Consider the following 13,911-nt stretch of genomic DNA (forward strand, 5'->3'; position numbering starts at 1 on the left):
TACCGGGTGTAGAGCCCGCGAAAAGTCGGAAGGGATACTCCGACGGTCTCTCGGGATTCCCGGCTATTTTTCGGGATTCATGACGGTGTGTCGGTCTGGGTGAAGTGAGGTGGCGATGTCGTTGGCGGTGGTTCGGTCGTTGGGCACGGCTCGTAGCTTGCGCTCGCCTCAGGAGTTCGAGGATTTCGAGCAGGAGCTTGTCGACCAGTTCTCGCTGGCGGCGGCAGGTGCGGGTGTGACCGACCGGCACGTTTCGGTGGATCGCACGATCGTCTTCGAGTTCATCCGCTTCATCGACCGACCGGTGTGGACGGCCACGCCTGCGGACGCCGACCGGTATCTGGTGTGGCTGCGGCGAGACCGTGGTCAGGCCAAGTCGACGGTGCAGGCAAAGGCCTGGACGCTGGGCCGCTTCTTCGACTTTGTTGTCGGCCGCTACCAGGGCGACATCCACGCCCTCACCGGCACAGTGGTGGTCCAGCCGATCGACGAGTTCAACCGGCCGGCCAAAGCCGACTACGGGGGTTCGCCGCGAGTCCCGCCCTCGAGCGACGAGGTGGAGGGGCTTTTCGTCGCCTGGCGGGAGGTTCTGCCCGACGCCAGGAAGTTCCTGCCCGCCGCCCGTGACTATCTGGCTGCATCGTTGTGGCGTCGCTGCGGGCTTCGGATCGGCGAAACGGTGATGCTCGACCTCCGCGATTGGCGTCCCGACCTCGGCGAGCACGGCAAACTGCATGTCCGATTCGGGAAGGGCAGCAACGGTCGGGGCCCGAAGACCCGGCTGGTCCCAGCTATCAACTCGGTTGATGAGTTGCTGGTGTGGTGGCTCACCGATGTGCGCCACCAGTTCGGTGACGACTGGGACGACCCCGACGCTCCTCTCCTCCCGAGCGAACGTCGGGACCGGCTGACGACACGATGCGGACGGATAGGACCCGAGGCGCTGCGAGCCGGACTGGCTCATGCGGTGGGACGTTGGTTGCCCGCTTGGAGTGGACGGCTGACACCCCACGGGCTCCGTCATTTCTGCGCCTCGTCTCTCTATGAGCGAGGCATGGACCTCAAGGCCATCCAAGAGCTGTTGGGTCACGAGTGGCTGTCCACCACCACCCGATACATCCATGTTCACGACAACCACATCGAACAAGCCTGGGCTGCTGCCAACCAGCGGGTAGCTGCCCGGTTTGGCGAGGAAACGAGGTGAGATCATGCGTTGGAATCTGCGAATGAAGGCCGCCGAGGAGGGCATCTGGAAGTCCACCGAGATGCGACGCCGACTAGCAGATGCCGGTCTGGAGATCAGCGCAGGGAAGATGTCGGCGCTGTGGACGGGAACACCCACCACCATCCGCCTTGACGACCTCGACGTGTTCTGCCATGTGCTCGACTGCGGTCCGGATGATCTGCTGATCCCCGAACCGGACAAGGTCGAAGCCACCAAACCCACCACGGCAGCCACCGCCGAACAGGGGACAACGCCGATCCGACCCGGCCGGAACCGGACCAAGCCACCGGCTTGACCCGACCTAGAGCATGCACCGGATGTGGTGTGAAGCCGGTCGCCACCAAACGCCACCAGTTCTGTTTCACCTGTCAGCCCGGAGGGTCGTTCCCAGAGCCTCCCTGCCGCCGGTGCGGATCGGTCGACGACTATTACTCGGCCGGGTTGTGCGCCCGCTGCCACCAGTACGCACCGCAACAGCCCGGATCGTGTGAGGACTGTCACGCCTGGGGGGTTGCCCGACAGCAACAGGGCGTGTGCTACGGCTGTCGAAACTGGCGGAAGTCGCATCCCATCCCGGGTCCATGCACGATCTGCAGCCGCTGGCGTCCTGTCGACTCCCGCCGTCTGTGCCGTCTCTGCTGGCGGCAGGCCGCCAACCAACGGCGACCCCAACAGCCACTCGACCCGGTCGCCGCCAACCGGTGCGGACAGCAGCTCTTCTTCGCCGACATGCACCGCCAAGCCCGCAACCGCGCCCCAGCAGCACCAGCCAGCCCACCAACCTCCTCGTCTTCGACCACCACCCCCCATCACCTCCGTCAGCAGCTCGACCTGTTCGACCAGCCCGATCCGAGGCTGGAAATCCTCGAGAGCATCTCCCGAGACCGCGCCGTTCGTTTTGGATGGAGCAAGGTCACCCTCAAACGAGTCCTCGCCGGCATCAGAACCCTGTGCAGACTCCACCCTGCCGCTGACACGATCAGAGCCACCGACGTGGCCGCCCTCACCGCCCGCGGCCTGCCCGTCAGCCAATGCCTCGATCTGTTCGCCGCGGCGGAGATGCTCCACGACGACCGCACCCCCGCCATCGAAGCCTGGTTCGCTCGACAGGTTGCCGACCTTCCCGAAGCCATGGTCAGCGAGCTCCAACTCTGGTTCGATGTCCTCTCCAACGGGAGCACCCAACCGCCCCGTAGCCGGCCACGGTCGCCGATCACCATCAAGACCCGTCTGGCCTGGGCGCTGCCCACCCTCAAAGCATGGGCCTACCAGGGTCATCAGTCCCTCCGAGAGATCAGCCGCCAAGACGTCGAAGTGGCTCTCCCGGCCGGCGGAAACCCTCGAGCCACCCTCGGGTACGCCCTCCGATCCATCTTCGGCACCCTCAAAGCCCACAAGACGATCTTCACCAACCCGACCAGCCGCATCGATGTAGGGACCATCGACCGGCACCAGCCCCTCCCCCTGGACCCCGACCAGATACGGGAAGCCTTCACTTCTACCGATCCCGGTCGGGCGGTGCTTGCCGGCCTCATCGCCTTCCACGGCATCCGATCCAAAGAGATCCGTGACTTGGCGCTCACCGACCTTCGTGACGGTCGACTCCATCTCCCCGACCGCACGATTCCGCTCGCCGAGCCGGTCAAGACACGACTCGCCGTCTGGCTCGACTATCGCAACGACCGGTGGCCCCATACTGCTAACCCGCACCTGTTCATCCACCACAGAACGGCCACCGGCACTGGACCGGTCGGCAGCCGGTGGGTTGGCCTCGCCCTCGGCTTCTCCCCCGACGCCCTCCGCCAAGACCGGATCCTCGACGAAGCTTTGGCCACCAGCGGCGACGTCCGACGGATCAGTGACCTGTTCGGTGTCACCGTCAAGACCGCGGAGCGATACGCCCGCGTTCTCGACCCTCCCGGACTCAGGGCCCATGTTTAGGATCGGCTCATGAGCTGGTGGGGATGGATCGGTCTCACCGCCGGCGTCCTCATCGTCGCCGTCACCGCAGCCGCGTTGACGGCTCGACGGAGTCGCACGGCGCTGATCGAACTGGCGCGCCTCATTCCCCTTTGCCTCGCCTTGCTCCGCGACATCATGAGGGACCCGCTTGTGCCGCGCCGGGCCAAGATCGCCCCCGCCCTCGTCGTCGCCTATCTCGCGATACCGTTCGATCTCGTACCGGACTTCATTCCTGTCCTCGGCTACCTCGACGATGCCCTGATCGTCGCCTGGGTGATCCGACATCTGATCAAAGCCACCGGGCATCAGCGACTCCAGACCCATTGGAAAGGCGACCCTCAAACCTTGGAGCGCATCATTCGGCTCCTGCGCATTCCACCCGCCCCCAGTTCTCCAACCCAAGGGTCCGCATAACCGCATCACGGACCACCAGTCCCTGAGTCCAACCCGACCAACCCTTCAGTAATCCCGAACCGCTCGTCTTCCCGGATGAATCGTTCGATCGGACCGGCTGCGCGGGCGGTGACCTGCCAATCGAATCCCGGGACGAGCCGGGGTGCTCGCCCCGTCACCTCGACGCTGACCGTGTCGGCGGTCCGGGTAACCGTTACCTCCGGGTCGGTGATGTTGCCGGCAGCGTCGAGGAACCACTCGGCGGCTCGCGTCCCGTCTTCCTCGGTCGCGGTGGCGACCTGGGCGGCGTCGACTGCCTCTCGTGCCGCTGCATCGGCGATCTGATCGGCGTGCCACCACAACGTGACCTGGAACGGGATGAGGACGAGCGCGATTAGGACGGGCATGAGCACTGCAAGTTCGGTGGACGTGAGCCCCTTCTCGTGTGCGAATCGTGCCGAGTCCATCGCTGCCATCGGCGAACCCTTAGTTGCCGGGAGGCGCGACGTTGTCGGGGATCGCCTCGGCGTTGGATGTCATCTTGGCGATGAGGATCAGGCCGGCGGCGACCGCAATGGCGACCAGCACACCCGTTAGGACGGCTGCTTCGGTGGACATGGCGCCTCGTTCGTCACGGACCTGGACCCCGATCCGGGTGAGGCCCACCTCGATTAGGAGACGGGCATAGTCGATGTACGTGGACATGGGTGCTCCCTTCGCTCGTGAGTTGTCCGGGTTGTGGTTGGTGGTTTCCTTTCAGTGGTTTCATGGGATTGCCCCGGGGGTGGAGATGGCCTGCACGACGCCGAATCCGATGAAGAGAATCATGCCGACGACCAGCGTGACGACCGGCAGCAACATCTTCTCGGTGGCAGCTTCGGCTTGGGCCTCGATGGCGGCGGTCTGGCTGGCACGCATGGAGTCCGCCTTGGCGGCGAGAGACGCCCGGATGCGGGCACCCTGATCGCCTGCCAGGTGAGCCGCTGCTGCCAGTTCGCGCAGTTCGTCGACACCCAACTCCTGTCCGAGTTGGTCGAAGACCTCCCACGGTGTTCGACTGGTGAGGCGGGCCCTGTGGAGCGCGGCGCGGATCTCGGCGAAGGCCCACCCATCTCCAAGGTCGGCTGAGGTCTGTAGAGCCGTTTCGAGCCCTCCGCCACCGGCCAGGATGATGGTGACGAGATCCAGGTAGGCGGACAGGGAGTGGCGGAAGTCGCGGCGGCGGCGTTCGATCCGCTCGGACAGCCCGAGATCCGGGTACATGAATCCGGCCAGCGACAGTCCCACTGCCAGGGCCACGATGACGCCGGGGGAAACCGACACTCCGGCCGCTGCGACCGCTAGGCCGAAGATGACCGGGATTAGGAGTCCGGCCATCCCACCGAGCAGCTTTTCGAAGGCATGGGCTTCGATCGGTTTGCCGAGCGCCCGGAGGCGACGCCGGAGCTCGCCGAGATCCGCGAGTCCTGTGGACTCGACGACCCGGATCACCCACTGGCCGATCCGGTCGGCCACGCCGGAAGTCGACGACGCCGGGGCAAGCTCGGCCAAGGAGCGACGCGGCCGTTCGAGGTCCGCGAGGGCTCTGCTGAGAGGTATCGGCCGAGGGAACAGCGCCCGGAACCCGAGGACGACACCAAGCCCGACGCCTGCACCGGCGACCATGACTGCCAGCAGTGTCATCGCTCCGCTCCTTTGAGTTCGGGTGCGTGGCGGAGTCTGAATCGTTCGGGCGTCTCGAGCCGGCTGTAGTGATGCAGCATCACCCCTGCACCGAAGAACACGGCCAACACCACGAGGAGCCAACCCTGCCCGGCCGCGGTGTCATACGGCTCAAGGAGGTGCCCGGCGAACACGTACAGAAAGACGACGGTGGCGACAGTGGTGGCGACCGCGATCCGGGCAGACGTGCGGATCCGTGCCCGGCCAATCTCGATACGGCTACGCATGCGAACATCGCCGCGGATTGCCTCCGCCAGGCGGGCAAGCAGGGGGCCGAGGTCCCTGGCCTCCAACCGTGCAGCCGCAGCGAGAGAGGCCACGACAAGGTCAGCGGACGAGTGGTCCAAGTCACGAGCAAGATCATCGAGGGCAGCGTCGAGTGGCTGATGCCGCAGCCGCAGCGCGAAAGATTGGAGCTGCGGTTTGATGGCGATAGGGGCGACCGTTGCGGTCTGGATGAGCGACTCCTCCAGACCCGACGCCCCGGCCATGGTGTCGCGGATCATGTCCGCCCAGGTGGCAATGGCATCGGCCGTCGCTGCTTCCTCTGCACGCCTGGCTGTGCCCCCCACGGCTGCAGGTCCTGCCAGTAGTCCGAGCGCGGCCCCGATCCCGGCAACCGGCCAACCGGTCCCTAGCCCCACGACGATGCCCACCAGCAGCGAGACGGCGAGCCATGCGACGGCACGATTCGCCGGCACTTCGTTGGGGACGAGTCGCCGCGCCTCGGGTACGACGCGGACTCCCCTAGCTGCGGTGATCCCCAGCCACAGCCCGAAACCTGCAACGGCCCCGGCGCCGGCAATTAGCAGGACCTGCATACTTACCACCACCCTGCCACATTGGCCAGATATGAGGGGTCGAAGCCGACACGGACGAGACGGTCCAACGTGTCGTTGCGGATGGTCGGCCCGGGTGCCGGAGTCGCCCTCCCGTCGGTTGATGGTCGGTATACCTCGTTGGTTGCGATCTGACGTTCCTCGGCATCGAGCACTTCGCGGATGCTGGTGACCCGACGCATGCCATCGACCCAGCCGAGATGGACGATCAGATCGACGGCGTTGGCGATCCACTTGTTCGAGGTCTGCTCATCGAGACCGGCCTCGGCCGTGTACATGCCGAGCCGCACGATGGCGCCCTTCGATGAGTCGGCATGAATAGACGACATGGACCCGTCGTTGCCCTGGGACATGGCGCGGAGCATGTCAACGACCTCGACACCGCGGATCTCCCCGACGATCACCCGGTCGGGGTTCTGACGTAGCGTCGCCCGCACACAGTCGGCCAACGTCGCTTCGCCCCGGCCCTCGATGTTGGCGCCCCGTCGCTCCCACATGACCTGGTCCGGGTGGAGATCTGCGAACCGATCCAACCCGATTTCGAGGTTGTCTTCGACGGTCACGACGCGTTCATCGGGCGGGATCTCGTTCAACAGGCACCGCAACATCGTGGTCTTGCCCGTGTTGGTGCCGCCCGCAACGATCAAGTTCAGCTTCGCCTGCACCGCCGCGGCGAGGAACGCTGCCAACCCCTCGTCGATGACGCCCAAGTCGATGAGGTGCTTCAGCCGATAGATGCTGAAGTCGTGGCGGCGGATCGTGATTGCTGGCCGACCCGTCAAGCCCATCACGGCATGGAGACGCTCCCCACCCGGGAGTTGGAGGTGCAGTTCCCACGACACCTGGTCCCATCGCTTCTCCGACCTGCCCATCCTCCGAGCTGCCGTTGCGATGATCTCGATCAACTCGCGATCGGAGTCCGCCGCTGGTTCACCGTGGATCTTCGTGCCGTCCCGATAGACGAGCCACACGTTGTCGTGACCGTTGACGTGGATGTTCGCCAGCTCCGGGTCGTCGATGTAGGGCTGGAGCCTCCCCAACCCGTGAACCCGATCAAAGACAGCATCCGCAAGCTCGGATTCTGTCGCGGCGTCCAGCGGCGCTTCTCCGTTGCGGTAGGCGTCCTCGGCGAGACGCCGAAGCTCGGCAGCGATCAGGGAGCGCGTTAGCGCCTTCTCGTCGTCCAGGCTCAGAGGATGGTCGCCGTCGAGGGAGCGAAGCTGCTCCGACAGCTTCTCCGCCACGGCTCCGTGGAGCTGTCCGCGCAGGTCCATGTCGCTGTTCACGACGTTGCCTCCTGAACCTGCTCCTTCGGTTGAACGAGGGATGCCAGCTGGGTGTTGTGTCCCGGTTCAGGTCGGGACGGGCGCGTCGGAGCGAGTCGTTCGGCCAGAGTCGCAACCGATCGAACCAGCGGGGAGCGGCGGAGATCGCGTACCGAGCCACGGGCGCCGGTGAGAACGGCTGCTGTTCGGGGATCCCAAGCGACGATCCCGACCACAGGCATCTGGAGCGCGGCGGTCACTTCGGCCGGACCGTACGGCTTATCGCCCACCAGCAACAGACCGACATCAATGCCCAATGCGTTGAGGGCCCCGAGTCGATGCGCCGCCGGTCGAAGCTGGTCGAGCGTTGGGCGAGTGAGCACCATCACGACACCTGCCTCGCCGATGGTGTCGATCGTCGATAGGCCCGGTGGAATCCTCCCGCAGTCGATGATCACGTCAATCTCAATCTGTTCCGTTGACCAAGCGGTGAGGGCATCAGCGATGTCGCGCAGCACGACATGCGCCTCATCGGGTGAGGCGGGACCGACCAGGACCGGTACTCCTCCGGGGAGGTATTGGGCGTGCCGCCAGACAACGTCGTCATCCAACCCCCGTCGCGAATCCGCAGCGAGCGACGAGAGGCCGGGCGTGTCGCCCAAACCGTATCGGGCCGCGATCACCCCTCCGAACAGGTCCGCCTCGACCAAGAGACAGCGGCGGTGCGATGGCCAGGTGGCCGCCAGCGCCAGCGCGGTGGTGGTCACGCCCGGTGATCCATGCGCAGATGTCAGGCACACCACGCTCATTGGTCGACTCCCGAAACCAACACGAGCCGAACCCTGCCGGCGGCAGCCGCGCCGGCAACCTTGGCTGCATCGTCAGCAGGCAACAGCAGTGAGATGAACCGATCGCCCTGGGTCCCCAGCTCCGCAACGTCGAATACCTCGGCAGATGTCGCGACAGCTTCGATGTCGGTGACTCCCTCTTCAGACGGCGTCCGACTTGTGAGCACGACATCGACTCGGTCACCGGGCGTCAACAGCAGCGTCGGATACTCGCCCGGTGCCAACGCCATGCCGACAACACCCTCACCCGCGTCGAGGAGGCTGCGAGACACCAAGTGCGCCGAAGTGAGAAGGGTGCCGGGTTCGAGGTCCGCAACCGCGGTCAAACCGACCAGGCCGGCGGCTGCGTCCGGCGGAAGGCTGCTGACCGGATCGTCGGTCGCCACGTACACGACCATCAGATCGCCAGACGTGACGGCCTCGCCGCGCTCCACCGATTGGGCAAGAGCAAGCGCTGGTTCTCGAGCCGCGGCCTGGGAGAACAGAACCACCGCCACCAGTGCACTCACTGCCACCATGAACACGGCAATCAACAGTTGTGGGATCTCCACCTTTCGGCGGGGTGCCTCCAGCCGAAAGGGACTCTCCGATTGCTGGCCATTACCCGACGGGTCGACACGCCCCGTCGATGCTTTCGTAGTGCTCCTGTTCATGTCACCCTCCCGTCTCCACGGCCTGGATCTCGGCAACCTCAACCCCGAATGAAGCCGACAGGTCAACCGACCCGAACACTCCCTGGTAGACGTCGTTGATCCACCACTCGAACTCCCACCTCACCATCACCGAAGCTTCGAAGCGGCCCTCCGGCTCGCCATAGGAGCTGTGCAGGTAGGTGTACGCACAGTCCGTGTCAGCCTCGGACGCACCCGACACCCACACCACACCCGGACCCAGACAAGTGACCGCGCCGCCATCACCCATCAGCCACCGGGCATGCATCGGGGTCGCCCGAACCGTCACCGTCGTCAACCCCCGCGTTGTGGAGACCTCGATAGGCGACCATGCGGCCTGGTCCAGCCAAAGCCACGTCGGGACACGAACAAACGTCTGTCGTGCAAGAGGTGGGCTCGTCTCCGGGACTGGAGTCGGCGGCTCCAGACGAGCAGCAGCGATGTCCCGGATGACTTCGGGCGGGACAGGCGGGGTCACCTCGACCGCGAACTCGAAGGCATGCGCCGGCTCCCCCTCCCGCCAACAAGTGACGTTCCACCACCAATACTCCCCTGTCGGATCAAATCCCAGGTTCTCCACATCCCCCGGACTGAGCTGATCCATCGCGTCAAACTCGACCTCGTCACCCTCCTGGTACTCACCGACGGCAGCCGCGCAGTAGATGTCCCAGGCCTCATGGACAGTCCCTCCACCCGGTTGTCCCGGTGTTACCCCGTGACACTCAGCGACGACGTCTCCCCCTCCTTGATAGATATCACCCTCGCCGGAGCAGTGGTGGGCGGATGCCGGCGCGACTGTCAGCAACGTCGCCGAGCCGAACAGGGCGATGGCGACGATCAAACGGACGGCAGTCCACGGTTTGTTGGTGCGAACTCGCATGCGAAATCCACTTGTCCCTGTAGGTCTGAAACTTTCCAGAGGCCGCCCTCAAGGACCATTACGGCCGACTCGAGGTTGCGCTGACCGGCCTGAACTGCCGGCACGTCGTCGAGCCGTTCTCCCGAATTGACGTCGTAGAGGCCGTAGTCGGAGTCGGGCTCTAGGCAGCTCAAGATGACTAATTCTGTCGGACTCCGAACCTCAATCACTTCCGGATGCAAGACCGGGCGACCCCTGAGAGCCGCACTCCGAGCCTGATGATCGACAAGGAGCTCGAGGATGAGGGCCTTCTGTGGTTCGATGAGAACCTCTCCGACCAGTGGGGAGTCCGGGTTGGCTGGATCCCAGAATTCGTTCCACCCGGCATAGAAGGCTTCGTATCCGGCGATCGCAGCGTCAGCCATCTCCTCAGGTACACAGCCACCACCACTCGGAATCCGAACAGCGTCAACCACCCAGCCTTGCTCGGTCAGAGTCAGATCCGCCTGGTACCAGACACCAACCGTGTCGGTCAACGACGGCGAAAGCAACACACAATCCTCGACTGAGGCCCGATCGGGTTCGAAGTCGGTAACCGTTGGGTGGAGCACGACTTCGGTATCAACTGGACCAAGCCCCGAAGAGCGCTGACGCTCGAAAAGGACAAGAGCACCATCGACCACGTCCGTGGCAGCGACCACCTCAAGAGGCGCCCGATCGAGATCATCCGAGGCCCGCACCTCCACCCACGCATCCCAATAGGCGCTCCACGCGTCAACCACATCTTCAGCAAGTGGAAGCGTCGATGTCACGGCGATCAATGTCGACGTACTCGTAGAAGTGGACGGTGGGCCCGTATGTGTGGACGTCACGGGTGGGATTGACGAGGTTGTCGTTGACTCACTGGAGCCCGACGACGTGCAGGCACTCATAACCAGCAACGCCGCGATGGCGACGCCCAAAAGAAGCGGCGGCCTGGTCAGGCCACCGAACCCGATTGACCAGCGTCGTGGGCTCAAATGGCTACCCCTCACTCCCAGTAGCCATTCCCACCCTACGCGTCTGACAACGCAACTGGCGGAGCGAACTAGAGAGAACATCTTTTCATCCACCTAAGGGGCACCAGCAGCCGGGGAACGCGACAACCCTTTCACCAGAGTGTCAACAGCCCTCCAACCGGATCCGGAGACCCTCTGAATCGATGAGACCGACGCCGCCATGTCCGAACCATTCCATCGCACCCTCTCACCAAAGTGTCAGCAACCCTCTCACCAGAGTGCCAGTAACCCTTTTACGCACATCAAGAACCCTCCAACTCGCGAGAATTGCACTTTCCAGGTCGGCGATCCGACGACCACCGGCGGGCGACGAGGCGGCCCTGGATATGGTCGATATGGCAACGGTCTGACATCCTGGTGAAAGGGTTCACGCCGATGATCTGTCCATGAACGACAACGACCGCCTACTCACCGCCGAGGATCTCGCCGCCTTCCTCGACGTCCCGATCAAGACGCTGTACGCGTGGCGGTACCGGGGAGAGGGACCCGTCGGCTTTCGGGTGGGCAAGCACGTCCGCTACCGGTGGACTGATGTCGAACAATGGATCCGAGACCGGGTTCGTGTCGCCGAGGTACGAAGGAACTCGGATCGCACTCGCACCCGAGCGCATGTCGGTGATCGTCGGTAGAGTCGCAATTGGGTGGCTCCGGCCGACGACCGGATCCGCTATTGGCTCAGGAGCGAACATGGCGAACATCAGGAGACGGCAGACGGCAAGTGGCGAGACCCGCTGGGATGTCCGCTACCGCGATCCGGATACGAGAGATCGAACCCGTACCTTCCATCGGAAGGCCGACGCACAGAAGTTCGCCAACGTGGTGGAAGCGGACATCACCCGCGGCGATTGGCTGGACCCTCAGCTCGGAAGGGAGACGTTCGGTGACTGGGCGAGTCGGTGGGTTCCGACCATCGCTGGCCTGACGCCAAAGACACGCGAGACCTACGAATCGATTCTCCGTCGCCATCTCCTCCCCCGCTTCGAGGACTTTCCCGTCAACCGCATCGACCATCCGACCGTCGTCGCGCTGATAGCCGAACTGACGTCGAATGGGGCGGGCGCAGGCACGGTGCGCAACATACGAGATGTGCTCCGGCTCGTGCTGGAGCTGGCGCGTCGGTCGGGTGCGATCAAGGTCAATCCGGTCGAGGGAGCTAAGGCACCCAAGAAGCCACTCGCACAAATGGTGTTCTTGAACGCTGACGAGATCATGACCCTCGCCGATGAACTCACCGACCCGCCGATCAGACGAGGTGGCGGAGAGCACCGCCGGCCGAGCTATCCGGAGCGTGGGCTTCTGGTCCGGTTCGCCAGCTTTACGGGTCTCCGGTCAGGTGAGATCGTGGCGCTGCGGACCGAGACAATGGACCTGCTCCATGGACGTGTTCACGTCGTCGCCTCCGCAACAGAGGCGTACGGCAAGCTGCAGTTCGGCTCCCCGAAGACGTACCAACGCCGGACGGTGCCGCTCCCCCAGGCACTCGTCGACGAGCTGACGACGTCTCTGGCCGGCAAGGCGAGTAGCGACTTCGTGTTCACATCGTCGAGAGGTGGCCCACTGCGGCACTCCAACTTCTATGCCCGACACTTCAAACCTGCCGTAATCCGGGCTGGCCTCCCGGAAGCCACCAGGTTCCATGACCTCCGCCACAGCTATGCAGCCATGCTCATCGCCGAAGGCGCCCACCCCAGAGCCATTATGGAGCGCCTCGGTCACAGCACGATCCAGGTCACCCTCGGCACCTACGGTCACCTGTTCCCAAGCCTGGAAGCGTCGCTCACCGAAGCACTCGACGACGTGTACCGAACGGCGGAGCCGACGCAACCAGCGGAGGTTCGAGAGATCGAAGGCTGAGCGAGCAGGACGACGATCCATACATACGATCTCGAGGACCCACCAGGAGACCAGCATGGCCGAATCCCTACGAACTCACGCACAAGACCTGGCCGACTACCTCAACGACACCGTGCTCGACTACGACGAGGTGTCCTACGCGGACATACTCGAAGCGCTCGCGAGTCTGGGAACGACCCTCGTCGAAGATCCTGTCGCCGACAGCACCCTCACATACTACGAGTCACTGCCCCGGCCGGAGCAGGAGTCCGGATCCGACTCCGACTGAGCCATGAGTTTCGGCCCGAGGCGTTGATGACGCCACCGCTGACCGCCATCACGCTACGTGGCAACCCAATATCTGGGAACCGATCTAGATTGAAGCTCTTATGTGTCAACCCTCTTTCTTGGGGCCGGTTGCGGGTTGGCGGACATGACAGGGTTGGGCCACTGGGAGGCTCTCCGAGGGCATGCTCTTATTAGGTCACGCGAGTTCCGCTGCCGGGAGTTTGATCCTGGTGGGGGCGGGTCGGCAGTTCATTCATTGGACAGCTCCGGGGAGCGTCGGCCGGTTCAGGGGCCAGACCCAGCCCGGAATGGTTAGACGGCGTGGGGGAGGTGCTTGAAGACCTCTCGGGCGGCGTAGCGTTTCAGGACCCGCACGATCTCAGCGATTGATTTGCCCTCGGCGGTTCGTCGTTGCACGTAGCGTTTGGTTTCCGCATCGGAGGACAGACGGCTGAGGATGATCCGGTAGAGGGCATGGTTGGCTTGTCGATTGCCGCCCCGGTTGAGGCGGTGACGAACCACCTTGCCCGATGAAGCCTCCAGGGGTGCGACTCCACACATGCGGGCAAAGGCGGCTTCGTTCTTCAACCGGTGTGAGTTGTCACCGGCGGCTACCAGCAGAATGGAGGCGACCTCGATTCCGACTCCGTTGATGTCGAGCAGGCTGGGAGCGGCAGCATTGATGAGGGGCCGGAGCAGGGTGCGGATCTGTTTGATCTGTGTCTCGAGGAGCTGGACTCGCTGGGCCAGGCTCTTGAGTGCCACTTTGGTGGCGTAGGTGACCGGATCACCGGTCTCCCGGGGACGAAGAGCGGCGGTCTGTTTGACCAGTTGGGTCTTGGTGAGCCCGAAGAACCGGTCCCGAAGTTCCGGGCGTGTCAGATCCTCTGTGTAAGAGGGGTGGCCTGACATAGTGACCCTGGCGGTTGGAGTCGGGGTCCGTGGAAG

The 13,911-nt window shown here is 64.3% G+C and carries 17 protein-coding genes; 7 read left to right on the plus strand and 10 right to left on the minus strand.

The window, feature by feature from the left end; genetic code table 11:
- Nucleotides 1–115 precede the first annotated feature (115 nt).
- The 4 genes from P1T08_08915 (at nucleotide 116) to P1T08_08930 (ending at nucleotide 3,601) form a co-directional block, all read left to right on the plus strand.
- Entirely contained in the window at nucleotides 116–1,204 is a 1,089-nt protein-coding gene (locus P1T08_08915) for a tyrosine-type recombinase/integrase (protein MDF1596205.1), read from the plus strand.
- 4 nt (nucleotides 1,205–1,208) lie between these two features.
- A complete protein-coding gene (locus tag P1T08_08920; protein ID MDF1596206.1) occupies nucleotides 1,209–1,520 on the plus strand; it encodes a helix-turn-helix transcriptional regulator in 312 nt (103 codons plus the stop codon).
- A 434-nt stretch (nucleotides 1,521–1,954) separates the two neighbouring features.
- Nucleotides 1,955–3,166, plus strand: coding sequence for a hypothetical protein (locus P1T08_08925; GenBank protein MDF1596207.1), 1,212 nt, complete (start codon nucleotides 1,955–1,957; stop codon nucleotides 3,164–3,166).
- 9 nt (nucleotides 3,167–3,175) lie between these two features.
- Nucleotides 3,176–3,601, plus strand: coding sequence for a DUF1232 domain-containing protein (locus tag P1T08_08930; GenBank protein MDF1596208.1), 426 nt, complete (start codon nucleotides 3,176–3,178; stop codon nucleotides 3,599–3,601).
- A 5-nt stretch (nucleotides 3,602–3,606) separates the two neighbouring features.
- Here the strand turns inward: P1T08_08930 and P1T08_08935 are convergent, their stop codons facing one another.
- The 9 genes from P1T08_08935 to P1T08_08975 are packed head-to-tail and all read right to left on the minus strand — an operon-like array spanning nucleotide 3,607 to nucleotide 10,596.
- Nucleotides 3,607–4,056, minus strand: a complete 450-nt coding sequence (locus P1T08_08935) for a TadE/TadG family type IV pilus assembly protein (GenBank protein MDF1596209.1) — start codon at nucleotides 4,054–4,056, stop codon at nucleotides 3,607–3,609.
- Between the two features lie 10 nt (nucleotides 4,057–4,066).
- Entirely contained in the window at nucleotides 4,067–4,285 is a 219-nt protein-coding gene (locus tag P1T08_08940) for a hypothetical protein (GenBank protein MDF1596210.1), read from the minus strand.
- Between the two features lie 60 nt (nucleotides 4,286–4,345).
- Nucleotides 4,346–5,263: a type II secretion system F family protein gene (locus P1T08_08945; protein ID MDF1596211.1), complete on the minus strand. Its 918-nt coding sequence runs from the start codon at nucleotides 5,261–5,263 to the stop codon at nucleotides 4,346–4,348.
- Complete coding sequence (locus P1T08_08950) at nucleotides 5,260–6,123, minus strand: hypothetical protein (protein MDF1596212.1); 864 nt, start codon at nucleotides 6,121–6,123, stop codon at nucleotides 5,260–5,262. Before P1T08_08950 ends, P1T08_08945 begins: the two co-directional genes overlap by 4 nt.
- A 2-nt stretch (nucleotides 6,124–6,125) precedes the next feature.
- A complete protein-coding gene (locus tag P1T08_08955; GenBank protein MDF1596213.1) occupies nucleotides 6,126–7,427 on the minus strand; it encodes an ATPase, T2SS/T4P/T4SS family in 1,302 nt (433 codons plus the stop codon).
- Complete coding sequence (locus tag P1T08_08960; protein MDF1596214.1) at nucleotides 7,424–8,215, minus strand: carbon monoxide dehydrogenase maturation protein; 792 nt, start codon at nucleotides 8,213–8,215, stop codon at nucleotides 7,424–7,426. The genes P1T08_08955 and P1T08_08960 overlap by 4 nt, the downstream gene beginning before the upstream one ends.
- Nucleotides 8,212–8,907 (minus strand): SAF domain-containing protein, encoded by a 696-nt coding sequence (locus P1T08_08965; GenBank protein ID MDF1596215.1) that lies wholly within the window; start codon nucleotides 8,905–8,907, stop codon nucleotides 8,212–8,214. The genes P1T08_08960 and P1T08_08965 overlap by 4 nt, the downstream gene beginning before the upstream one ends.
- A gap of 1 nt (nucleotide 8,908) precedes the next feature.
- On the minus strand, nucleotides 8,909–9,805 hold the full coding sequence (locus tag P1T08_08970) for a hypothetical protein (protein MDF1596216.1): 897 nt from the start codon (nucleotides 9,803–9,805) through the stop codon (nucleotides 8,909–8,911).
- Entirely contained in the window at nucleotides 9,763–10,596 is an 834-nt protein-coding gene (locus P1T08_08975; GenBank protein ID MDF1596217.1) for a hypothetical protein, read from the minus strand. Before P1T08_08975 ends, P1T08_08970 begins: the two co-directional genes overlap by 43 nt.
- Nucleotides 10,597–11,228: 632 nt before the next feature.
- On the opposite strand from P1T08_08975, the gene P1T08_08980 reads away from it, so the two are divergent.
- From P1T08_08980 to P1T08_08990, 3 genes are read left to right on the plus strand one after another with little or no spacing between them, the layout of a single operon-like run.
- Nucleotides 11,229–11,471: a helix-turn-helix domain-containing protein gene (locus P1T08_08980; GenBank protein ID MDF1596218.1), complete on the plus strand. Its 243-nt coding sequence runs from the start codon at nucleotides 11,229–11,231 to the stop codon at nucleotides 11,469–11,471.
- 58 nt (nucleotides 11,472–11,529) lie between these two features.
- A complete protein-coding gene (locus P1T08_08985) occupies nucleotides 11,530–12,696 on the plus strand; it encodes a tyrosine-type recombinase/integrase (GenBank protein ID MDF1596219.1) in 1,167 nt (388 codons plus the stop codon).
- A gap of 55 nt (nucleotides 12,697–12,751) precedes the next feature.
- Nucleotides 12,752–12,964 carry a hypothetical protein gene (locus P1T08_08990; GenBank protein MDF1596220.1) on the plus strand — a complete coding sequence of 71 codons (213 nt, stop codon included), beginning with the start codon at nucleotides 12,752–12,754 and terminating at the stop codon, nucleotides 12,962–12,964.
- Between the two features lie 311 nt (nucleotides 12,965–13,275).
- Here the strand turns inward: P1T08_08990 and P1T08_08995 are convergent.
- Nucleotides 13,276–13,911, minus strand: a 636-nt coding sequence (locus P1T08_08995) for a transposase (protein MDF1596221.1), incomplete at its 5' end; no start/stop codon positions are given.

This window comes from Acidimicrobiia bacterium, assembly GCA_029210695.1.
GTDB lineage: Bacteria > Actinomycetota > Acidimicrobiia > Spongiisociales > JAHEDJ01 > JAHEDJ01.

Coding starts and splice junctions, on each gene's coding strand:
- P1T08_08960 (MDF1596214.1), bottom strand. CDS start 8,215: ATGAGCGTGGTGTGCCTGACATCTGCGCATGGATCACCGGGCGTGACC.
- P1T08_08950 (MDF1596212.1), bottom strand. CDS start 6,123: ATGCAGGTCCTGCTAATTGCCGGCGCCGGGGCCGTTGCAGGTTTCGGG.
- P1T08_08920 (MDF1596206.1), top strand. CDS start 1,209: ATGCGTTGGAATCTGCGAATGAAGGCCGCCGAGGAGGGCATCTGGAAG.
- P1T08_08945 (MDF1596211.1), bottom strand. CDS start 5,263: ATGACACTGCTGGCAGTCATGGTCGCCGGTGCAGGCGTCGGGCTTGGT.
- P1T08_08990 (MDF1596220.1), top strand. CDS start 12,752: ATGGCCGAATCCCTACGAACTCACGCACAAGACCTGGCCGACTACCTC.
- P1T08_08925 (MDF1596207.1), top strand. CDS start 1,955: ATGCACCGCCAAGCCCGCAACCGCGCCCCAGCAGCACCAGCCAGCCCA.
- P1T08_08980 (MDF1596218.1), top strand. CDS start 11,229: ATGAACGACAACGACCGCCTACTCACCGCCGAGGATCTCGCCGCCTTC.
- P1T08_08985 (MDF1596219.1), top strand. CDS start 11,530: ATGGCGAACATCAGGAGACGGCAGACGGCAAGTGGCGAGACCCGCTGG.
- P1T08_08930 (MDF1596208.1), top strand. CDS start 3,176: ATGAGCTGGTGGGGATGGATCGGTCTCACCGCCGGCGTCCTCATCGTC.
- P1T08_08935 (MDF1596209.1), bottom strand. CDS start 4,056: ATGGCAGCGATGGACTCGGCACGATTCGCACACGAGAAGGGGCTCACG.
- P1T08_08940 (MDF1596210.1), bottom strand. CDS start 4,285: ATGTCCACGTACATCGACTATGCCCGTCTCCTAATCGAGGTGGGCCTC.
- P1T08_08965 (MDF1596215.1), bottom strand. CDS start 8,907: ATGAACAGGAGCACTACGAAAGCATCGACGGGGCGTGTCGACCCGTCG.
- P1T08_08915 (MDF1596205.1), top strand. CDS start 116: ATGTCGTTGGCGGTGGTTCGGTCGTTGGGCACGGCTCGTAGCTTGCGC.
- P1T08_08970 (MDF1596216.1), bottom strand. CDS start 9,805: ATGCGAGTTCGCACCAACAAACCGTGGACTGCCGTCCGTTTGATCGTC.